Genomic DNA, 21,126 nt, shown 5'->3' with positions numbered 1-21,126 from the left:
TAAAAATATAGAAAGAGAAGCAGCAATGTTTCTCTTTTTTTTTTGAAGCTATTTCCAGCTTGGAATTTATCTTGAGCGAAGTCGAAAGGCTATATCTTTTTGCTGAAAAAGCAAAAAGGATGTCGTTTCAATCTGGGCTAAAATTCTTTAAATGCTTTTTGCTTAATTTTTGAATTAAGTGAGTTTTAAAAAAACAAAATTAAAGATTCTTTTTCGTATTTTCGAGCCCTAATGGAAACCAACAGAATAGAATACAAAAAAGAAATTACTAAGTTTATAGAAAGAGAAATAATTGCTTTTTTAAACTATAAAGAAGGTGGTATTATTTATTTTGGTATTGATGATGAGGGGAATACAGTTGGTCTAGAAAATGCAGATAAAAGTGCACTCGTTTTAAAAGATAAAATAAAGAATAATATTAGCCCTTCTGCAATGGGACTGTTTGATATTGTTGTTGAAGAAAAAGACAACAAGCCAATTATAAAAATTATTGTAGCAAGTGGCACAGAAAAACCATATTACTTCACAAAACTTGGAATGACGCCAAAAGGAAGTTTCATTAGAATAGGAACAGCTGCAGAACAATTATCACAACTAAATATTGATACTTTATTTTCCAAACGAACCAGAAATTCGATTAGCAAAATAAAATCTAGCATTCAAGAGTTATCTTTTAGTCAGTTAAAAATTTATTACGAGGAAACAGGTATAAAACTTCCAAAACAATTTGCACAGAATTTAGAACTTTTAACAGAGGATAAAAGGTATAATTATGTTGCATATTTAATGTCAGACACTAATAATATTTCTATTAAATTAGCTAAATATGCTACAAAAGATAGAACTAATTTAATAGAAAATAACGAATATGGTTACAATTCAATTGTAAAAGCAACAAAGCAAGTTTTAGATAAATTAGCGATAGAAAATTCCACTTTTATTAAAATCACATCAAAAGAAAGAGAGCAACATCAACTTTGGAATTCAATAGCAATTAGAGAAGCAGTAATTAATGCTTTTGTTCATAATGATTACAGCAGAGAAGTATCGCCAAAATTTGAACTATTTTCAGATAGATTAGAAATTACTTCTGCAGGAGGTTTGCCTGAAGGATTAAATGAAAAAGAATTTTTTGAAGGTTTTTCTGTTCCAAGAAATAAACAATTAATCAGAATCTATAAAGACTTAAAATTAGTTGAGCAGTTAGGTTCTGGAATTCCTAGAATATTGTCTTTTTACACTAAAAAATGTTTTAAATTTTCTGATAACTTTCTTAGAATGACTTTTCCATTTGATAAAATTTCAGGTGGTCAGATAGGTGGTCAGATAGGTGGTCAGATAGGTGGTCAGATAGCTAATCAAATAAAAGAATTAAAAAACTTATCAGAAAGACAAAAAGAGGTTTTACAACTTATAAATAATAATCATAAAATAAGTAGATTAAAAATATCCAAAAAGTTAAACATTAACGAATCTGCCATTCAAAAACACTTAAATTACTTAAAAGAAAAAGGATATTTAAAAAGAATTGATGGTAGTAGAGGATATTGGAAAATAAATTTAAAAGAATAATATGAACTGGGAACAACTACTTTCTTTAAAACGTTTTGGCGATACAGAAAAACGACCAAGAATAGCACAAGATGAAACACGTTTAGGTTTCGAAGTAGATTTTGATAGAATTATATTTTCATCAGCATTTAGAAGTTTACAAGACAAAACACAGGTAATTCCATTATCTCAAACCGATTTTGTACATACACGTTTAACCCATAGTTTAGAGGTCTCTGTGGTGGGTAGAACTTTAGGAAGAAGAGTTGGGAAAGTGTTGTTAGAACGTCATCCAAATTTAGTGAAACTTGGTTATACCTTTAACGATTTTGGAGCTATTGTAGCAGCAGCTTCAGTAACACACGATATTGGGAATCCACCTTTTGGACATTCAGGAGAAAAAGCCATTGGAGAGTATTTTAAATCTGGAAAAGGCGCAAAATACAAAGACCAATTATCAGCAAAAGAATACCAAGATTTAATAGATTTTGAAGGGAATGCAAACGGATTTAAGATTCTGACAGAATCTAGAGAAGGAATTTTTGGAGGTTTACGATTAAGTTATGCAACTTTAGGAGCGTTTTTAAAATACCCGAAAGAAAGTTTGCCCAAAAAGCCAACAAATCATATTGCAGATAAAAAATATGGTTTTTTTCAATCGGAAACTACAGAGTTTTTAGATGTTGTTCAAGAATTGGGTATGCAAAAGAAATCAGAAACAGATATTTCCTATTATAGACATCCATTAGCATATTTAGTAGAGGCAGCAGATGATATTTGTTATACAATTATCGATTTTGAAGATGGTATCAACTTAGGTTTAATTGAGGAAGAATATGCTTTGGAATATTTATCAAAATTAATTCATGGCATCAACAGAGATAAATATTATGCACTAAAACACACCAAAGATAGAACAGCCTATTTAAGAGCAATTGCTATTAATTCTTTAATTGATGAAGCAGTAACTATTTTTCTTGCAAACGAAGAAGCTATTTTGAATGGAAGTTTTAGTAAATCTTTACTAGAAAAATGTAAGTATGAGGCACAGATTAACGACATAATAAAAATAAGCATCGAAAAAATCTATAAAAGTAAAGAGGTTATTGAAAAAGAAGTAGCTGGTTATAGAGTTATAGCCGATTTATTAGAGGTATTTACAACGGCTATCAATCATAAATTTAATGAACAAGAATCTAACTTCGATAACTTAGTTTTAAATTTATTACCAAGTGAATATCAAGTAGAAACTGACGATGTTTTTTATAGAATTATGCAAATTTGTAGTTACGTTTCAAGAATGTCAGACAGTTACGCAATAAGGCTACATAAAAAATTAACAGGAAATATTATTTAACAATAAAAATAGTCACTATTTTTGAGACTATAAATTTATCAAATATCAATATGAAAAAAAACACAACAATTTTTCTATCAGTATTATCAATAGTACTTGTAAGCTTAATTTTAACTATTAAAAGTAATACTGAAGAGGTGTCTTTTAAAGTTACAACAGAAGGGGTTTTAAAACCGAAGAATAAGCCAGAAAACTCAAGACAACTTTATAGTATTGAAAGAGATATGTTTGAGATGAATATGCAGAAGAATCCTGTTACAGGAGAGATTCCTTTAGATGAAAAAAAGGAAGAGCTGGAAGTTTCTTTGGCTAGGAAAAAAAGTCAAAAACAAAATGAGCTTAAATCAGTGGGTATTTATGAGTCTAGAGGGCCATCAAATTTAGGAGGAAGAACAAGATCTCTTGCTATTGATGTTGCTGATGCATCTGGTAATACTATTATTGCAGGAGGTGTAAGTAGTGGTGTTTTTAGAACCACTAATGGTGGACAAAATTGGACGAAAGTTTCTGCAAATACCGAAATTCACAATGTTACATCAATTGCACAAGATACAAGAGCAGGCTTTGAAAACATATGGTATTATAGTACTGGAGAATTTAGAGGAAATAGTGCTTCTTTAGGAGCTTTCTATTTTGGAAATGGTATTTGGAAATCTGTAGATAATGGTATAACTTGGAATCAAATTTCAATAACAGACTCAGATTTTACGATATATGATAGTTCTTTTGATTTAATTAATAAGATTGATGTACATCCCATAACTGGAGATTTATTTATTGCAACTGTAAATACGGTTTATAAGTTATCAGGTAATTCTTTAAGTGTAGTATTAGAAGATACTTCTTCTGGTAATGATTGGACAGATGTTGTAATTGCCAATTCAGGTAGAGTATATATTGGTATAGATGGAAGTAGTACTAATGAAAATGGCGTTTGGACATCTTCAGATGGTGTAGAAGCTTTTACTAGAATAGCGAGAAACTCTGATCCATTTGATTGGTCTTCTAGTGGTAGAATAGTTCTTGCAACTTCAGATTCTAATGATAATATTTTGTATGCCTTATTTGATAATGGTGAAGCACAATCTGGTGGTGGTACAATTGAAGCAGATTTATGGAGATATGATAACGCTACAGGAAACTGGACAGATTTTTCTAGTAAAATGCCAGACGAAGCTGGAGGTGATTCATCAGGAAACGATCCTTTTGCTATACAAGGAGGATATGATTTAGTGGTTAATGTAAAACCAGATGATGAAAATTTTGTTGTAATAGGTGGTACAAATGCTTACAGGATAATAAATATTTTAACATCATCAACTTTTACTAGAATTGGAGGATATAGAAATAACCAAGGATATGGCCTTTACAATGCTGGTGGTGTAAATCATCACCCAGATATTCATGCGTTAGAGTTTGATAAAACAAATACAAACATATTATACTCAGGAACTGATGGAGGTGTTCATAAAGCACCAGATATCAGTGAAATAACTATTGAGTGGGAAAATCTAAATAATAATTATCAAACATATCAGTATTATCATGTAGCATTAGATCCTGTAGAAGGAGGAGATGCTGTTATTGGAGGTGCTCAAGATAATGGAACTACTATTGGCGGATTAAGTGTAGGTCAGTCAAATAAAACATTAATGAGCTCTGTAGCTGGTGGAGATGGTGTTGCAGTTGCACTGAGAAGATTTACTTCAAATAATAATCAACTGCAAACTTTTTTTGGTACTCAAAATGGCGCAATTTACACAAGAAGTATAACCAATAGTTTTAGAGAAATTACTCCTGATGGATCAGATAGTCAATTTGTAACGTACTTCTATTTAGATCAAGATAATACAAATGTATTATATTATGCTGGTTTAAATAATTTGTATAGAACAGATGATGCTGAAAATGTAACATCTTCTACTTGGGATGAATTAGGAGCATTTCCTACTCCTCAAAATATTAGAACATTGTCAGCTACAAGAGGAGTTTACAATTCAAATTCAAGTTATTTGTTAATGGGAGGTTCTGCTGGTAATATATTTAAATTAACAGATCCTCATAACATACCTACTTTGAGAATTTCAGATGATATTACACCACCTACCGCTTCAAAAACTAGTGGAACAATAGTTAGTGGTTTGGCAATTCATCCAACAAATCCTGATATTGTTTTAGCTACATACTCTAATTATGGTATTGTAAATATTTTTTTAACAAAAAATGCAAAATCATTTAGACCTACTTGGACTGTTGTTGAGAGAAATTTAAGTTCACATTCAATTAGGTCTGCAGCAATAGCAGAGGTTAATGGCAAAACTATTTATTTTGTTGGAACTGCAAGAGGACTATACAGCTCAGAAGATCCTTTAAATGATGATTGGGAGATTGAAGGTTTAGAAACAATAGGCTTATCTTTAGTAAGTGGTTTGGTTTACAGACCTTCTGACAATGTTCTTTTAGTAGGTACTCATGGTAATGGAATGTTTGAAACTAATTTAAGTACCTCTTTATCTGTTCAAAGTAATACATTAGATGGTGTAAAAATGGCAATGTATCCAAATCCTGCTCAATTTGAACTTCGTTTTGAAACGGATGATTTTCAAATTGATAATACCACCAAGTTTTTGATTTATGATATTAACGGAAAGCAAGTTAAAAAAGGTAATTTGAATAATAAATCAATTGATGTTTCTACTTTAAATAAAGGAATTTATATTGTAAACTTGAAGCATAATAACATTTCTACTTCTAGAAAATTCGTTAAAAACTAGATTATGAAATATTCAATTTTATTGTTTTCTTTAGTGTTTTTATGGAGCTGTAAATCTCAAGAGTTTACATTAGAGAAAACAAATGATATAAAGCTTGAAGAGGGTTTTTATAAGGAAATACCACCTGCAATTGCAGAAGGTACATCCTCTGTAAAAGTTACTTTAAATTTTAAAGAGTTCGATAAAACAACAACAGAATTAATAGGTTTATACTTTAGAGGTAGCTTTATACCTATGAAAGAAGTTGCTAATCCATATGGAATTGAGGCGATTGTATTAGAAAATAATTCAGAAATCGATGAGGATTTTCCCTTTGAATTAGAACCTTTTGAAGTTGTTTTGTCTTATAAAAAAGAGAATAAAGTTAAGTATGCGAAATACAAAGTAGAGAGAGAAGTAAGTTTAGATAATGTACCAATGTCTAAATCTAATTATTAGGATATATTAATTTTTTGATATAATCAACATAAAAAAGAGGCTGTCTGAAAAGGCAGTCTTTTTTTTTGCAAATTTTTAAAGAATTTCGTATTTTTAAGAATGAGCAGAAAAGTTGTTTTTAAGACTTACACTCAAGATCAGTTGAGTCTTTTACCTCCCAGTTATGATGATTTAGTTCCAAAGAATCATCCAGTTCGTATTGTTAATACGATTATAGACCATGTAGATATTAGTAAATTAGAAGAGAGTTATAAAGGTGGAGGCACCTCAAGCTATCACCCAAGAATGTTGCTAAAAATATTAATTTATGCTTATTTACGTAATTTATATTCTTCAAGAAAAATAGAACAAGCTTTATCAGAGAACATCCATTTTATGTGGTTAAGTGGACAAAACAAACCTGATCATAACACAATTAATGATTTTAGAGGTAAAAGACTTCAAGAACATTTCAAGCCCATATTCCATCAAGTAGTTTTACTGCTTGTTGAGCAAGGAGTTATCAGTTTAAAAGATATTTTTGTAGATGGTACTAAAATAGAAGCCAATGCAAATCGCTATACTTTTGTTTGGGGTAAATCTATTAAAACCAGTAAAACTCGCATTGAAAAACAGTTGAAAGAGCTTTGGTCTTATGTAGAGAAGGTTTACAAAGAGGAACAACATATACCCAATACACCAGATTTTGAGCAGATAAATGCGGAGCAAGTTGAAGCTACAATTGATAAAATAAATGAAGTTTTACAAGGCAAAGTAATTGATAAAAAAGTAAAGCAGAAGCTGAATTATGCCAAGAAAAACTGGCCAGCTAATTTAGCGAAATATGAAAAACAAGAAGCTATTTTACAGGGTAGAAATAGTTATAGTAAAACTGATAATGACGCTACTTTTATGCGAATGAAAGATGATCATATGCAAAATGGACAACTCAAACCTGCCTATAATATACAAGCCTCTACCAACAATCAATACCTTACCAATTACACTTTAGCACAAACCACAGCAGACACCACTACTTTAAAAGAACACCTTAACAATCATATCGAAAATTATGACCAAACTCCAGAGACGCTCACAGCAGATGCAGGCTATGGAAGTGAAGAAAATTATACAGATTTAGAAGATAAAGAAATTACCGCTTTTGTAAAATACAATTACTTCCATAAAGAGCAATTAGATAAAAAAAGAGGAAAAACAAATCCTTTCCATCCTAATGAATTACATTATAATAGAGAGAAAGATCTTTATTACTGTCCTATAGGACAAGAAATGAAACTTATAGATACTTATAAAAGAAATACTAAGAACGGATTTATCCAAGAAATACACAGATACCAAGCACAAAACTGTAAAGGTTGCCCTTTAAGAACACTATGTCATAAATCAAAAACAAATCGAGTTATAGAAAGGAATTATAATTTAATACGATTAAAATCAAAAGCTAAAATATTACTCAACTCTGAACAAGGCATTGCAAAGCGAAAACAACGCTGTTGGGATGTAGAAGCTGTTTTTGGAAATATCAAACAAAACATGAACTTTAAACGATTTATGCTAAGAGGAACACGTAAAGTAAATGTTGAAATAGGGCTAATTGCAATGGCACATAACTTAAAAAAGTACAGTTTAACTATTTAGAAAAACTATACTTTTTTTAAATCTGAGTATTTTTTAAATCATTCTTAAAAAATCGCAAGAAAAAATTAACAAAATAAAAAATCGCCTAAAAAATGCTTTTTAGACGACCTCTTTTTATGTTTTAGAAAATATATCTAATAAGCTTTTTACATCTAAGCCAATTTGATTTTGGAGTTCTAAAACATTTCCATGTTCTATAAAAGTATCAGGTATTCCTAAAACTTTTATTTTGTTTTTATAATGTTTTTGAGCAGCAAATTCTAAAATACTACTTCCAAAACCACCTTGTTTAACTCCATCTTCAATTGTTATGATGTTTTTATACTTTCTAAAAATTTCTTTTAGTAATTCTTTATCCAAAGGTTTTATAAAGCGCATGTCAAAATGTGCAAATTCTTTTTTGTTTTCTGATAAAAGAATTGCTTCTTCAACATTATCAGCAATGGTTCCAACAGATAAAACAGCGATGCTTTTTCCTTCTTTTAAACTAACTCCTTTGCCAATTTCTATTTTTTGAAAAGGTTTTTTCCAATCGATAGTTTTTCCATATCCTCTTGGATAACGAATTGCAATCGGATTTTGTAAACCTAATTGAGCAGTATATAAAATGTTGCGTAATTCAGTTTCGTTTCTTGGCGCAAAAATAATCAGGTTTGGAATGCATCTTAAAAAAGCAAGATCAAAAACACCATGATGTGTTGCTCCATCTTCGCCAACTAAACCAGCCCTATCCAAACAAAAAACTACAGGTAAATTTTGCAAAGCAACATCATGAATTACTTGATCATAAGCACGTTGCAAAAACGTAGAGTAAATATTACAATAAGGAATTAAACCTTGAGTAGCCATTCCACCAGCTAAAGTAACTGCATGTTGTTCTGCAATTCCAACATCAAAAGTTCTATTTGGATATTCCTTTAACATCAATTTTAAAGAGCTACCTGTTAACATTGCAGGTGTAATTGCCACAATTTTATCGTTTTGTTTTGCTAGTTCTACAATGGTTTGTCCAAAAACGTCTTGATATTTTGTGTATTTATTTTCAGATGATTTAATTCGTACTCCAGAAATTTTATCAAATTTTCCTGGAGCATGATACGTTACTTGATCTTCCTCTGCTTTTTGTAAACCTTTACCCTTTGTAGTAATTACGTGTAAAAATTTAGGACCTTTTACAGATTTTAGCCTTTTTAATTCAGATAAAACTTTGTCTAAATTATGCCCATCAATAGGACCAGAATAATCAAAATTTAAAGCTTTGATGATGTTGTTTTGAGCTGCTAATTTTTTATCAGTTTTAACCTTTGTTAAATACTCTTTTAAAGCACCAACTGATGGATCAATTCCAATAGCATTATCATTTAAAATAATTAACAAATTAGCCTTAGAAACTCCTGCATGATTCAAGGCTTCAAAAGCCATTCCACTTGCAATAGAGGCATCACCAATAATAGCAATATGATGTTTTTCTGTTTCACCTTTTAAATTAGATGCAATTGCCATTCCTAAAGCAGCAGAAATAGAAGTGGAAGAATGCCCAACTCCAAAAGTATCAAATTCGCTCTCTTTTCTTGCAGGAAAACCAGCAATACCTTTAAATTGCCTATTGGTATGAAAAACAGCTTTTCTACCCGTTAAAATTTTATGTCCATAGGCTTGATGCCCAACATCCCAAACTAATAAATCATTGGGTGTATCAAACAGATAATGGAGTGCAATTGTAAGTTCTATAACACCTAAACTTGCTCCTAAATGCCCTTCTTTCGTTGATACAATATCAATAATAAAATTGCGCAACTCTTTTGCCAACTGTGGTAATTGCTCTTGATTTAATTTTCTTAAATCTTCAGGAGTTGCTATGTTGTCTAACAGATTTTTCATTTGATTACAAAAATACAATTTTAGACCTCAAAAAGATTTTGTAATATTGAAAACTTAATGATTTAAAAATGATACAACCTTTTGATGATGTTTATTTTATGAAAAAAGCCTTTCAAGAAGCAGAAATGGCTTTTGATAAAGGAGAAATTCCTGTAGGTGCTGTAATTGTTTTTAAAGATAAAATAATTGCGAGAGCACACAATTTAACTGAAACTTTAAATGATGTAACTGCGCATGCAGAAATGCAAGCATTTACTGCTGCAGCCGATTTTTTAGGAGGTAAATATCTAAAAGATTGCACGCTTTATGTAACCCTAGAGCCTTGCCAAATGTGTGCTGGTGCTAGTTATTGGACACAGCTCGATAAAATTGTTTATGGAGCTTCTGAACCAGAAAGAGGTTTTATCAACTTAAAAACAACCCTGCACCCAAAGACAAAAATAGTTTCAGGAATTTTGGAAAATGACTGTTCTCAATTATTAAAACGTTTTTTTATTGAAAAGCGTAATTTGAATTAATGTTAAAATGTGTTAATGTTTTAACAAAAATTAACTTTATAATTTGTGATGTTAATTGTTTTAGAGAACTTTAGCTCCTAATTCAAATTTAACAAGCAATTCAAATGAAAAAAATTATCTTAGTTTTTGTGTTTTTATTTACTGTATCAGTAGTATCTGCACAAGAAACACCAGAGCCAAATTATAGACAGGCTGCTAAATACTCGCCAAAAAATTTAGCAAAAATGGTACACTCTACTAGTGTAAATCCTAATTGGTTAAAAAAGGGAAACCGTTTTTGGTATGCCTATAAAACTTCTGAAGGCTCAAATCATTACATTGTAGATATTGATAAAAAATCGAAAGAACTTTTGTTTGACAATGTTAAGATGGCAAAATGGTTAACGGAAATTACCAAAGATCCTTATGACGCAAAACATTTACCACGTTTAGATATTAAGTTTAATGAAGCAGAAAATGCGTTTCGTTTTAGAGTAACATCTACTGAAGAAGTTGAGGTGGAAGATGAAAAAGAGGATAAAAAAGAAGTAGAGAAAGATTCTACAGCTACCAAAAAGGCAAAAAAGAAAAAGCCAAAAATGGAAAAGAAAACCTACTATTTAGAATATAGATTAGGTGGAAATGGTTTAACAATCATCAATACAAAAAAAGAGGAAAAAAAGCCTTGGACTCGTTGGGCAAATGTAGCTCCAGATAGTTCAATCGTTTTATATGGTAAAAACCATAACATCTATTGGATGGATAAAATCAACTTTAAAAAGTTTATTAAAGATGAAAAAGATAGCACTGTTGTAGAAAACCAATGGACAACAGATGGTGAAGAAAACTATGGCTACACTTGGGGTGGAAGAGGAGATGATAATGAGGATGTAGAAAAAAAGAAAGATGATAGAAAAGGAGTTTGGGGAACTTGGTCTCATGATTCTAAAAAGTTCGTTTTTGAAAGATCAGATTCTAGACATATTAAAGATTTATGGGTCATAAATTCTACGGGTAAAAAAAGACCAACGTTGGAAACTTATAAGTACCACATGCCAGGAGAACAAGAATTTTATAAATCTGAATTAATGATTTTTGACATTCCAACAAAAACGCATGTATTGGTTCCTTTAGATACCATGAAGCAGCAAAGCCTTACTGTGTATAGAGCACCAAGAAAAAAGTCTAGTTATAGTGATGATTTTAATCCAACATTGCTTTTATCAAAAAAAGGAAAAGTATATTTCAGTACTATTTCTAGAGACAGAAAAAAGTTTGATGTGCATGTTGCAGATATTAATACTGGTGAATATAAAACAATTATAGAAGAGCGTTTTAATACGTATATAGAGTCTAGACCTTTAATCTTATTCAACAATGAAACCGAAATTTTACATTGGGCAGAAAGAGATGGTTGGGCACATTTTTATTTATATGATGCAGATGGAAATTTAAAAAATCAAATTACTGAAGGCGATTATCATGTAGATGGTTTTGAAGGTTTGGACGAAAAAACTAGAACCTTATATTTTACTGCAAATGGGGTTGATAAAAATCAAGATCCTTATTATTTACATACGTATAAAATAAATTTAAACGGATCTGGAATGCGTGCTTTAGATGCAGGGGATTATACTGCAAGTACAAATATGGCAGATTCAAATGAGTATTTTGTGAGTAATTATTCGCGTGTAAATACAGTGCCAAAATCAGAAATTAGAGATGTAAATGGGCGTAAAGTAATGGATTTAGAAACTGCAGATTTATCGCAATTATTTGCTTCTGGTTATCAATTTCCAGAAACTTTTAAAGTAAAAGCAGATGATGGAATTACAGATTTATATGGAGTAATGTATAAGCCTTTTGATATGGATTCAACAAAGGTATATCCACTTTTGGAGTATGTATATCCAGGTCCACAAACAGAAGCTGTAAACAAATCTTTTTCTTACAGAATGGATCGTTTAGACAGAATGGCGCAAGTTGGATTTGTAGTAATTACGCTAGGAAATAGAGGAGGACATCCAGACAGATCTAAATGGTATCATAATTATGGATATGGAAATTTACGTGATTATGGTTTGGCTGATAAAAAATATGTTGCACAACAATTGGCTAACAAACATAAATTTATCGATATTGAAAAAGTAGGAATTTACGGACATTCAGGAGGAGGCTTTATGTCTACAGCTGCAATGTTGGTATATCCAGATTTCTTTAAGGCAGCAGTTTCATCAGCAGGAAATCATGATAATAATGTGTACAATTCTTGGTGGAGTGAAACACATCATGGAGTAAAAGAAGAAATTGACGAGAAAGGGAAAGTTTCTCATAAATATAAAATTGATGACAATCAATCTTTGGCAAAAAACCTAAAAGGACATTTAATGTTGATTCATGGAGATATGGATAATAACGTGCATCCTGCAGGAACTATAAGAATGGCAAACGAATTAATTAAAGCGCACAAACGTTTTAAATTTATGACAATGCCAGGACAAAGACATGGTTTTGGAAGCATGACAGAATATTCTTTTTGGTTAAGAGCAGATCATTTTAGTAAGTATTTATTAGGCAAAGAAAATACCAATGTAGATTTTATGTTTATGAATTTGAATGAACCACAGAATTAAAAAGCCCATCCTAACCTTCCCAAAGGGAAGGGACTCTCACTGTTGTGAAAATTAAGTTGGGAAATTCTATCTTTTTTAAAAGTTCTATAAATTATTATAAATTGAAAACTCCGAATGAAAGTTCGGAGTTTTCTGTTTTTATTCTTTTTGATATTCTAAAATATCCGAAGGCTGGCAATCTAAAGCTTCACAAATAGCTTCTAACGTAGAGAAACGAACTGCTTTTGCCTTACCTGATTTTAAGATGGATAAATTTGCAGTGGTAATACCAATAATTTCTGCCAATTCTTTACTTCGCATTTTGCGTTTGGCAAGCATTACATCAAGGTTTACAATGATTGGCATATTATATAGTTAGGTCGTTTTCTTGTTTTTGGTGTTTTGAAATCTTGAATATTTCACTTAAAATTTGGAAGAAAAATCCCAAACCAATAACTAACAAATAAGGATGAAAACCTAATGATATTGAAACCTCACTTTTAAAATAAAGCCCACCAATAAACCCAATTATTAAGGTAGAAGTTCCTGAAATAATTAATAGTTTTCCTATTTTGTTAAAAGAAACAATTACATAATCATCAAAAATTTTTAATTTTTTAAAATAACCTAAAACGTTTCTAAAAATGTGTAAACTATAAAACATCAATATTAGGTTGATTCCTAATAAAGCAATCAATAATCTTGCAAAAAAGCTATTTAGATTTAACCCAATTCCTAAAATATCAAAGTCGATATTTACTTCTCCTTGGAAGAGTATAAAAATGACAAAGATAAAAGTTAGTGGAGCTCCAATTGGAACAGCAATAATCCAAATAAAATCTATAATCGCTTTTAAAATATTTATTTTTTTCATACTTATATAGTTAAATCGTTTTCAGATTGTATTTCAATACCTCGTTTTACAATTTGTGCAAAAATGAAAATTACGAGTGATAGAAAAACAAAATCACTAGAAAATAAACTGAGTTCAAAATTGTGTTTTTTACCAATAATTTGAATGTGAGTATTGTGAACAATTGCTATGATCCACAAATAAAAAATAGCAAAACTTATTTTTCTCATCAACGAATGGACATCAATATTAAAAGGCTGTTTAATATTTAGTTTTTTTAGTAGCTGAATTACTAAATAAGCAATATAAGCCTCAACAGAGAACAATACTATTTTGTAAAAAACGATGATAGAATAGTTTAAAAAACTATGATTGTAGTATTCAAAAAGGTTTAAACTTTCGTACATGTTTTTAGAAGCTTCTGGATTAGAAATACTTAATAAATAAGTAACTAAAATTGCACCACTTTTTATGGTGAGTCCTATGCATGCAAACCAAGAAAAAAAGGTTGCAACTTTTAATATTTTTGCTGTTTTCATAATTTATTTATTTAAGAACCAATGAACAAAACCACAATTATTGCAAATTAGGTTTTGTGCTTTTTTATTGAGCCATTCCAATTTAAAGAATGTTAATTTTTTGGTGTTCATTAAAGTTTCTCTTTCCCAAAATGTGTCGTGTTTACAAACAATACAAGTTAGTTTTTCTCCTTTAATTGTTCTTTGTGTAGATGTAGGTGTCATAAAATTTGATTTTAATAATTATAAGTAGTTTCATTTACCCAACGAAACTTTCTGTTAAGGAGTCTAAAATCTGTCTTAGGAACTTTTTTTAATTCAATTTTTAATTCTTTTCCGTTTAAAAAACCTTTTAGTTTTAGACTATTCTTATTAGCTATTGAATATTTAAATTTTTGAGAAATAGAATCTTTTATGCCTTTAAAAACTATTTCTTCTGTATCAATGTTTTCTTTAAAAGAATAACGTTTTATTGTATCATTCATCAATTTAACAATAGCTTTTTCTTTATAATCAATTATAAAATATTTCCACCTATTAGAATCTGTAGTTAATGGTGCTATAGTATCTTTTTCAACTATAAAAAGTTCGGTTTTCCAAATACCTCTTAATTTAGATTTTGATCTAAGTTGTTCTGTTGCTTTGAATTGAATTAAGCATTGAATAACAATTATTAAAATAGAAACTGTAATTAAAGCCTTCTTTAAAAAACTAATTATTTTTAATAAAGGTTTATTTTTTATATAATTGGTGTACTCAACTTTTTCTATTTTTTCATTTTTGATAAAAAACTGCAAGAATCTTTTTCCATCAGATATTAATAATAAAAATGACATCAGAACTAAATGTATAGAAAATAATTTAACAGGTATATCATATGTAAAGTTCATGAAAACCACATTAATCATAAAACCTACAATTACTAAGCTACCTAGAGAAACTGTTTTACGATTTAGTAAAAGTAAACCGCCAATAATTTCTAAAGAACCTGTAAATATGTTATAATACATTGAGTGTCCCATAAATGTCCAAGCTAAACCCATAGGAGACATATCTCCAACATTTTGAATAAGTAATTCTAAACTTGGGTCTGCAAACTGCCCTTTAAATATTTTTGCGAAACCATAAAGAATCATGGCAAAGCATAAGAATATTCTTAAAACAACTTGAAACCAATATTGTAAAGTGTTGTAAGATGCTCTTTTTTTGTCTAAAAAACTCCAAATGATACTAACAAAAAAGGTTAAAAAGATAGTAAAACCAAACCTTACATAGTCAAAAGTTCTGTCACCACTTCCTGTACTTTCTATTCTAAAATCAGTTCCCCAATTAAGTATAGTGTCTGCAAACCAATATAAAGGAGTTTCTAAGAATAGTGCTAAAAACAATAAAAGAATAAATGAGATAAAGTAGCTAAAAGTGAATCGAAAAACAATTTTAGATGTAGTACTCCAATTTTTTTCTAAGGTATTAATAGAATTCATTTTTATTAATTTGACATCACAAATATATAAAAATTATTGATAAACAATAATAAAATATTTTAAAAAGGTAATATTTTATTTTTTTATAGTTGAAAAAACTTTTTTATTTTTTAATTTCAGGAATTCTATAACAATTTTCAAAAATGATATAAAATTGAAAGTAGCAACAGGAACTATCTTTGAATAAAAATAAACATTATGAAAATATTAAACACCATATTTACTTTACTCGCCATTATCTTAGGAGTTATAGGTTTCTTTTTCTTGGAGGGAATTGAAGCAAGAATTATAAAAGTAGTTTCGCTATTTTTCGTTTTATTTAGATTGTACTCTTATTTACTGTATGAATTTTATGCAGAAGATAGTATCTATAACTTAGATTTAAACAGAAGAATAGAAGGAAGTAAGGTTAAAAGTAAATAGTAAGAACAAAAAAATCAGAAGTAGTTAACTCCTGATTTTCTATATATTTTTTCGTACTAGAGCTTACTCTTTTGTTAATCTCTAGACATAAAGATTTGCAAAACATACCAAAATAGTAGCATTAAAGAAGCAAATAAACCCAAAGAAGCAGGAATATAATCTTCTGTTCCGAATTTGTTTACCAAATTAGAAGTTTGGTATAAAATTGATCCCCCAGCCAGCAAACACATTGCAACAGAAAACCACAAACCTAAATTAAAACCGAACAAAGTTCCAGCAATAATTAATCCCATAGCAATAAAAAAGCCGATTGTTAACCCTGTTTTTATAAAAGAAAAATCTTTTTTTGTGATAAAAACAATGCTCGAAATTCCTACAAATAACCCTAAAGTTACAATTGTAGCTTGCTGAATTAAATCTACACTTTCAGTATAATAAATTGCAATTGCCAAAAGCGGAACAAAAATAAGTGCCTGCGCAAAAACATATAAAGCATAAGCCATATACTGTATGTTTTTATCAGCGGTTTTTAAAACCGTACTTTCTGCATAGCTAGTAATCAACATAAAACCACCCAACATTACAAGCCATCTCCAGCCTTCTGTCATCGATAACATAAATTCTACAATCGAATCACTTTGTAGTAATAAATATTCAAAAAGTACAAATAGTAAAACGCCTCCAGCAACGTGCGCATATGTTTTCTTATAAAATGCTACACGAACTTCATCTGTAGATTCTATCAATAAAGTTTTGTTTTCAAAAGTGTTTTCCATAGTTTTTTGTGCTGAAATTCTTTCAGTCTTTTTTAGTTAAAATAGTAAGTTTGATTGATTTTTTTATACTTTTTTAATCACGTTTGTTACAATTCCCCAAATCATAAAATCGTTATCTTCTGTAATGTTGATAATAGGATAATCAGGATTTTCTGGTTGTAACCAAATTTCGTTATTTTGAACTCGGAGGCGTTTTACGGTAAATTCGCCATCAATATAACAAACAGCAATTTTTTTGTCTGTAGCTTCTAAACTTCTATCAATTACTAATAAATCATCATGATTTAAACCAGCATTAATCATCGATTGTCCTTTAACTTTTGCGTAAAAAGTAGTGTCTTTATTTTTGATAAGGGCATCATCTAAAGAAATTTTTTCTCCTTCAATATCTTCTGTAACTGATGGAAAACCGGCAGAAATGCCACAATGTATCAAAGTTGCTAAGTTGTTAGACGTAGCATCTGGTGTAAAAAAAGTAAGGTTTTCAGAAATTGTCATCATACTTGCAAATTACAATAATTCTTTAAATTTATCAGCATATTCTTTGATCACATTTTTATCAAAATAAGGTTCTTCGTCAATTCTACCTAAAATCGTAACATTTGTCATTTTTTGTATGATAGATTCTGTGGATTTATGTTCATCACCAGAAAAAATAATAGCGACTTCAAAACCTTTAGCTTTCAATAAATTTACAGTTAATAATGTATGGTTGATGCTCCCTAAATAATGACGAGAAACCACAATTACTTTATAGGTAGGTTTTATCAAATCTAAAATTGTATCAGTATCATTTAACGGGACTAACAAACCCCCAGCACCTTCTATAACCAAATGATTCTCGGTTTTCGGTTCTTGAATTTTTTTAAAATCGACTTTAATTCCATCAATTTCTGCTGCTGCATGAGGGCTCATTGGCGTTTTTAAAGCATAGGCATTTTTATGAAAAACTGTTTTTTTGTTCGATATAAATCGCTCTACTTTATGCGTGTCAGAATCCTCTAATTCACCAGCCTGAACAGGTTTCCAATAATCAGCTTTTAAAGCCTCAGTAACAATGGCTGCAGCAACTGTTTTGCCAACTTCTGTAGAAATTCCTGTAATAAAATATTGTTTTTGCATTAAAAAATTGTTTTACAATCGTTGCAAATATGTCTCGTTTTTTCGAAAAATGGAAATAACATATAAAATATATTTTTTCTTTGTGCTTCTGCAACTAGTATTTTGTTGGATTTACAATTTGGACAAGCCATCTCATTTCCCTGAGCATCTTTTTGATAGGTTCTAATTTCTTGATATACAAGAGCCGCTTTTTCAAAATCATTTTTATGAACCAATAATTTTACACCCCCAATAGCATTGCTTACTAAAGGATCTGTATCAATCGTTTTTTCGTCCATTAACATCGTTTCAAAACCATCTGCATCTAATCTTGATTTTGTAACATGAGCTTCTGTAGAATACTCAAAAACAGCTAAAATTTTAAAATTATCGTTCATAATTAAGCTCTATTTTAACGCTGAATTAATTTCAGTAGTAGTAAAAATAACTAATAGATTTAATACGCTACTTATTTCTTCGAATGAATTATAACTATGCAAACAAAAACGAAGACGTTCTTGATTTTGAGGAACTGTTGGCGATAAAATTGCTTTTACCTCAAAACCTTTCTCTTTAAATTTTTCTGATATGGATTTTACATTTTCATTTCCAGAAATAATACAACAATGAATTGCAGAACAACTTGGTATAAAATCTAATTTTAATCTTTTTACTTCTTCTAAAAAATGATGAATATTTTCAGACAAATTTATGTTGTCTTGCTGAAAAATATCACCTTGAGCGCAGTCGAAAGGTTGTTTCAACATCTCATTATAAGCAATTTTAATAGTTGCCAAAGAATGAGGAGACAAACCAGTGGTATAAATAAAACTTCGAGCAAAATTTACTATATAATCTTGCAAATCTTTGATTCCTAAAATTGCGGCTCCATGACAACCTAACGCTTTTCCAAAAGTGATAATTCTTGCAAAAACATCATTTTGCAAATTCAGATCTTGAACAAGTCCAGCACCATTTTTACCAAAAACACCAAGAGCATGTGCTTCATCAACAATTAAATAAGCGTTATATTTTTTGCAGATTTTAGCAAGATTTACCAAGTCTGGCGAATCTCCATCCATAGAAAAAACCGATTCTGTAACCACATAAATTACATTATTGTCACCTTGAGCGCAGTCGAAAGGTCGTTTCAGCATCGCTTCTAAATTCTCTAAATCATTATGTAAAAACTTAAAAGATTTAGCATTGCTTAATTGAATGCCATCTCTTATAGAAGCATGAGAAAATTCATCATATAAAATAATATCGTTTCTTTGAGGAACAGCAGAGAAAAAGCCAATATTGGCATCATACCCTGAGTTAAAAATTGTTGCGCTTTCTGTTTGATGAAAATCACTTAAAAAGCTTTCAACTTCCGAATATAAATTATGATTTCCAGATAATAATCTACTTCCAGTTGCGCCATTTTGTTTGCTATTTTTATCAATTAAAAACTGATGTGTTTTATCAAATATGGCAGATGATTTTGCAAACCCTAAATAATCATTAGAAGAAAAGTCTACTAAATTTGTGGGTGTTTTTAAGATTCGTAAAGAATTATTTTCTTCACGAATTTTTAATTTATCTTGTAACTTTTTTGGCAGTTTCATCAACACAAAAATAGGGATTTTTATATACCTTTACAGCCAAGTTTTTAAGCTATTTTAAACTAAAGAAATTAAAAATGAAACTTCAAGAAAGAGATAAAAAACACCTTTGGCATCCTTTAAAACAACACCAAACACATCCAGAAAGTTTAGCAATTGTAAAAGCAAAAGGTTGCATTTTAACCGATGAAAATGGCAACGAATATATAGATGCAATTTCTTCTTGGTACACGTGTATGTTTGGGCATTGTAACGATTTTATCATTGATAAAGTGCACGCCCAAATGCAACAATTAGATCAAGTAATGTTTAGCGATTTTACGCATGAACCTGCTATTAAATTATCAGAAAATCTCATTAAAATTTTACCAAAAAACCAGAATCGTATTTTTTTTAACGATAATGGTTCAACAGCTGTAGAAGCAGGAATTAAAATGGCTTTGCAATACTATTTTAATTTAGATGAAAAACGCAGCACATTTATCGCTTTCGAAAACGGATTTCATGGAGATACATTTGGAGCAATGAGTGTTTCTGGACTGTCTGTTTACAATGGTCCCTTCGAAGATTTTTTGATGAAAGTTGAACGAATTCCTACTCCAAATGGCAAAAATCAACAAGAAATTTTAGCAAAATTAAAAGAATATACAGTAAATTATAAAGTAGCAGGTTTTATTTATGAGCCAATAATTCAGGGAGCTGCAGGAATGAAAATTCACGATGCAAATGGTTTAAATGAGATTTTAAACTTCTTCAAAACCAATAATATCTTAACAATTGCAGACGAGGTAATGACAGGCTTTGGAAAAACAGGCAGCAATTTTGCATCCGATTTTATCGAAACAAAACCCGATATTATTTGTTTGAGTAAGGCTTTAACAGGAGGTTTGGTGCCTTTGGCAATTACGTCTTGTACAGAAAAAATTTACGAAGCTTTTTTGAGTAACGAAATGGCAAAAGGCTTCTTCCATTGTCATACCTATTCTGCAAATCCTATTGCGTGTACTGCTGCAAATGCTGCCATAGAATTGCTACAAACGAATGAAATTCAGCAAAATATCAAAGAAATATCAGTTTCGCATAAAAAATTTGAGGAACATATAAGTAAACACCCAAAAGTAAAAACTACACGTTCTCAAGGCGTTATTTTTGCGTTAGATTTAGATACAAAAATGGCACGTTATGGAAGTTTACGAGATAAATTATTGGCTTTTTTTATGGAAAGAGGCGTTTTTTTACGTCCTTTAGGAAACACAATTTACATTCAAGTGCCTTACGTAATTACCAAAAAAGAACTCCAAAAAGTCTACAAAACTATTGAAGAAAGTTTAGAGATTGTTTAGGGCGTTCCCTTTTTTAACTTTAAAAGTTTAGAAATAAAACTTTTAAAGTTAAAAAACGTCAGGCTTTCAGCAGTCGCTATTTTTGTTGAAAAAACAAAAATGAGCTCCAACAAAGCTTCAATCCTTAACGCGTTTAGTATTCTTAAGAACTATGTTTTCTATGTGACTATGTGGTTAACATTTTTAGAAACACTATTTTTGTCACAAGTTTAAACCTCCAATCAAACCTGACAGGTTTTTAAAACCTGTCAGGTCTTGAATATGAAAATAATT

20 protein-coding genes are annotated in these 21,126 nt (G+C 30.0%); 9 read left to right on the top strand and 11 right to left on the bottom strand.

The window, feature by feature from the left end; genetic code table 11:
• Positions 1 to 231: 231 nt before the first annotated feature.
• From P161_RS0102465 to P161_RS0102445, 5 genes are all read left to right on the top strand, one after another.
• Positions 232 to 1,572: an RNA-binding domain-containing protein gene (locus P161_RS0102465; protein WP_026775501.1), complete on the top strand. Its 1,341-nt coding sequence runs from the start codon at positions 232 to 234 to the stop codon at positions 1,570 to 1,572.
• A gap of 1 nt (position 1,573) precedes the next feature.
• A complete protein-coding gene (locus P161_RS0102460; protein WP_026775500.1) occupies positions 1,574 to 2,908 on the top strand; it encodes a deoxyguanosinetriphosphate triphosphohydrolase in 1,335 nt (444 codons plus the stop codon).
• A gap of 50 nt (positions 2,909 to 2,958) precedes the next feature.
• Positions 2,959 to 5,682: a T9SS type A sorting domain-containing protein gene (locus P161_RS0102455; protein ID WP_026775499.1), complete on the top strand. Its 2,724-nt coding sequence runs from the start codon at positions 2,959 to 2,961 to the stop codon at positions 5,680 to 5,682.
• Positions 5,683 to 5,685: 3 nt separating this feature from the next.
• Positions 5,686 to 6,120, top strand: coding sequence for a hypothetical protein (locus tag P161_RS0102450; protein ID WP_026775498.1), 435 nt, complete (start codon positions 5,686 to 5,688; stop codon positions 6,118 to 6,120).
• Between the two features lie 99 nt (positions 6,121 to 6,219).
• The gene (locus tag P161_RS0102445; protein WP_026775472.1) at positions 6,220 to 7,758 is read left to right on the top strand and encodes an IS1182 family transposase; all 1,539 of its coding nucleotides are present in this window, start codon (positions 6,220 to 6,222) and stop codon (positions 7,756 to 7,758) included.
• Positions 7,759 to 7,872: 114 nt separating this feature from the next.
• On the opposite strand, the gene dxs is transcribed toward P161_RS0102445, so the two are convergent.
• Positions 7,873 to 9,639 carry a 1-deoxy-D-xylulose-5-phosphate synthase gene (dxs, locus tag P161_RS0102440; protein ID WP_026775497.1) on the bottom strand — a complete coding sequence of 589 codons (1,767 nt, stop codon included), beginning with the start codon at positions 9,637 to 9,639 and terminating at the stop codon, positions 7,873 to 7,875.
• A 68-nt stretch (positions 9,640 to 9,707) separates the two neighbouring features.
• Here dxs and P161_RS0102435 point away from each other — a divergent pair, with 68 nt between their 5' ends.
• Complete coding sequence (locus tag P161_RS0102435; protein WP_026775496.1) at positions 9,708 to 10,157, top strand: nucleoside deaminase; 450 nt, start codon at positions 9,708 to 9,710, stop codon at positions 10,155 to 10,157.
• Between the two features lie 104 nt (positions 10,158 to 10,261).
• Positions 10,262 to 12,769: a DPP IV N-terminal domain-containing protein gene (locus P161_RS0102430; protein ID WP_026775495.1), complete on the top strand. Its 2,508-nt coding sequence runs from the start codon at positions 10,262 to 10,264 to the stop codon at positions 12,767 to 12,769.
• A 138-nt stretch (positions 12,770 to 12,907) separates the two neighbouring features.
• On the opposite strand, the gene P161_RS0102425 is transcribed toward P161_RS0102430, so the two are convergent.
• Genes P161_RS0102425 through P161_RS0102405 form a run of 5 tightly spaced genes read right to left on the bottom strand, consistent with a single transcriptional unit; the run spans position 12,908 to position 15,603 of the window.
• Positions 12,908 to 13,114 (bottom strand): helix-turn-helix transcriptional regulator, encoded by a 207-nt coding sequence (locus tag P161_RS0102425; RefSeq protein ID WP_026775494.1) that lies wholly within the window; start codon positions 13,112 to 13,114, stop codon positions 12,908 to 12,910.
• A 1-nt stretch (position 13,115) separates the two neighbouring features.
• The gene (locus tag P161_RS0102420; protein ID WP_026775493.1) at positions 13,116 to 13,622 is read right to left on the bottom strand and encodes a DUF2975 domain-containing protein; all 507 of its coding nucleotides are present in this window, start codon (positions 13,620 to 13,622) and stop codon (positions 13,116 to 13,118) included.
• Between the two features lie 2 nt (positions 13,623 to 13,624).
• Positions 13,625 to 14,140: a DUF2975 domain-containing protein gene (locus P161_RS0102415; protein ID WP_026775492.1), complete on the bottom strand. Its 516-nt coding sequence runs from the start codon at positions 14,138 to 14,140 to the stop codon at positions 13,625 to 13,627.
• A gap of 3 nt (positions 14,141 to 14,143) precedes the next feature.
• Positions 14,144 to 14,344 (bottom strand): hypothetical protein, encoded by a 201-nt coding sequence (locus tag P161_RS19645; protein ID WP_026775491.1) that lies wholly within the window; start codon positions 14,342 to 14,344, stop codon positions 14,144 to 14,146.
• A gap of 11 nt (positions 14,345 to 14,355) precedes the next feature.
• A complete protein-coding gene (locus P161_RS0102405; RefSeq protein ID WP_026775490.1) occupies positions 14,356 to 15,603 on the bottom strand; it encodes a hypothetical protein in 1,248 nt (415 codons plus the stop codon).
• Positions 15,604 to 15,801: 198 nt separating this feature from the next.
• Here P161_RS0102405 and P161_RS0102400 point away from each other — a divergent pair, with 198 nt between their 5' ends.
• Positions 15,802 to 16,026: a hypothetical protein gene (locus P161_RS0102400; protein ID WP_026775489.1), complete on the top strand. Its 225-nt coding sequence runs from the start codon at positions 15,802 to 15,804 to the stop codon at positions 16,024 to 16,026.
• A 74-nt stretch (positions 16,027 to 16,100) separates the two neighbouring features.
• On the opposite strand, the gene P161_RS0102395 is transcribed toward P161_RS0102400, so the two are convergent.
• The 5 genes from P161_RS0102395 to P161_RS17910 form a co-directional block, all read right to left on the bottom strand.
• Positions 16,101 to 16,802, bottom strand: coding sequence for a Bax inhibitor-1 family protein (locus tag P161_RS0102395; RefSeq protein ID WP_026775488.1), 702 nt, complete (start codon positions 16,800 to 16,802; stop codon positions 16,101 to 16,103).
• Between the two features lie 63 nt (positions 16,803 to 16,865).
• Positions 16,866 to 17,300: a LexA family transcriptional regulator gene (locus P161_RS0102390; protein ID WP_026775487.1), complete on the bottom strand. Its 435-nt coding sequence runs from the start codon at positions 17,298 to 17,300 to the stop codon at positions 16,866 to 16,868.
• 12 nt (positions 17,301 to 17,312) lie between these two features.
• Positions 17,313 to 17,924: a dethiobiotin synthase gene (bioD, locus tag P161_RS0102385; protein ID WP_026775486.1), complete on the bottom strand. Its 612-nt coding sequence runs from the start codon at positions 17,922 to 17,924 to the stop codon at positions 17,313 to 17,315.
• Entirely contained in the window at positions 17,924 to 18,301 is a 378-nt protein-coding gene (locus P161_RS0102380; protein ID WP_026775485.1) for a hypothetical protein, read from the bottom strand. Before P161_RS0102380 ends, bioD begins: the two co-directional genes overlap by 1 nt.
• A gap of 9 nt (positions 18,302 to 18,310) precedes the next feature.
• Positions 18,311 to 19,513 carry a pyridoxal phosphate-dependent aminotransferase family protein gene (locus tag P161_RS17910; RefSeq protein ID WP_036841166.1) on the bottom strand — a complete coding sequence of 401 codons (1,203 nt, stop codon included), beginning with the start codon at positions 19,511 to 19,513 and terminating at the stop codon, positions 18,311 to 18,313.
• A gap of 74 nt (positions 19,514 to 19,587) precedes the next feature.
• Here P161_RS17910 and bioA point away from each other — a divergent pair, with 74 nt between their 5' ends.
• On the top strand, positions 19,588 to 20,853 hold the full coding sequence (bioA, locus tag P161_RS0102370; protein WP_026775484.1) for an adenosylmethionine--8-amino-7-oxononanoate transaminase: 1,266 nt from the start codon (positions 19,588 to 19,590) through the stop codon (positions 20,851 to 20,853).
• Positions 20,854 to 21,126: the final 273 nt, after the last annotated feature.

This window comes from Polaribacter sp. Hel_I_88 (assembly GCF_000687935.1).
In the GTDB taxonomy this organism is placed as follows: domain Bacteria; phylum Bacteroidota; class Bacteroidia; order Flavobacteriales; family Flavobacteriaceae; genus Polaribacter.
This window is presented reverse-complemented; position numbering and strand designations above follow the sequence as displayed.

Bases quoted from the DNA above. Each gene is read 5' to 3' on its own strand.
- P161_RS0102465 (WP_026775501.1), top strand. From the start codon at position 232: ATGGAAACCAACAGAATAGAATACAAAAAAGAAATTACTAAGTTTATA.
- P161_RS0102460 (WP_026775500.1), top strand. From the start codon at position 1,574: ATGAACTGGGAACAACTACTTTCTTTAAAACGTTTTGGCGATACAGAA.
- P161_RS0102455 (WP_026775499.1), top strand. From the start codon at position 2,959: ATGAAAAAAAACACAACAATTTTTCTATCAGTATTATCAATAGTACTT.
- P161_RS0102450 (WP_026775498.1), top strand. From the start codon at position 5,686: ATGAAATATTCAATTTTATTGTTTTCTTTAGTGTTTTTATGGAGCTGT.
- P161_RS0102445 (WP_026775472.1), top strand. From the start codon at position 6,220: ATGAGCAGAAAAGTTGTTTTTAAGACTTACACTCAAGATCAGTTGAGT.
- dxs (WP_026775497.1), bottom strand. From the start codon at position 9,639: ATGAAAAATCTGTTAGACAACATAGCAACTCCTGAAGATTTAAGAAAA.
- P161_RS0102435 (WP_026775496.1), top strand. From the start codon at position 9,708: ATGATACAACCTTTTGATGATGTTTATTTTATGAAAAAAGCCTTTCAA.
- P161_RS0102430 (WP_026775495.1), top strand. From the start codon at position 10,262: ATGAAAAAAATTATCTTAGTTTTTGTGTTTTTATTTACTGTATCAGTA.
- P161_RS0102425 (WP_026775494.1), bottom strand. From the start codon at position 13,114: ATGCCAATCATTGTAAACCTTGATGTAATGCTTGCCAAACGCAAAATG.
- P161_RS0102420 (WP_026775493.1), bottom strand. From the start codon at position 13,622: ATGAAAAAAATAAATATTTTAAAAGCGATTATAGATTTTATTTGGATT.
- P161_RS0102415 (WP_026775492.1), bottom strand. From the start codon at position 14,140: ATGAAAACAGCAAAAATATTAAAAGTTGCAACCTTTTTTTCTTGGTTT.
- P161_RS19645 (WP_026775491.1), bottom strand. From the start codon at position 14,344: ATGACACCTACATCTACACAAAGAACAATTAAAGGAGAAAAACTAACT.
- P161_RS0102405 (WP_026775490.1), bottom strand. From the start codon at position 15,603: ATGAATTCTATTAATACCTTAGAAAAAAATTGGAGTACTACATCTAAA.
- P161_RS0102400 (WP_026775489.1), top strand. From the start codon at position 15,802: ATGAAAATATTAAACACCATATTTACTTTACTCGCCATTATCTTAGGA.
- P161_RS0102395 (WP_026775488.1), bottom strand. From the start codon at position 16,802: ATGGAAAACACTTTTGAAAACAAAACTTTATTGATAGAATCTACAGAT.
- P161_RS0102390 (WP_026775487.1), bottom strand. From the start codon at position 17,300: ATGACAATTTCTGAAAACCTTACTTTTTTTACACCAGATGCTACGTCT.
- bioD (WP_026775486.1), bottom strand. From the start codon at position 17,924: ATGCAAAAACAATATTTTATTACAGGAATTTCTACAGAAGTTGGCAAA.
- P161_RS0102380 (WP_026775485.1), bottom strand. From the start codon at position 18,301: ATGAACGATAATTTTAAAATTTTAGCTGTTTTTGAGTATTCTACAGAA.
- P161_RS17910 (WP_036841166.1), bottom strand. From the start codon at position 19,513: ATGAAACTGCCAAAAAAGTTACAAGATAAATTAAAAATTCGTGAAGAA.
- bioA (WP_026775484.1), top strand. From the start codon at position 19,588: ATGAAACTTCAAGAAAGAGATAAAAAACACCTTTGGCATCCTTTAAAA.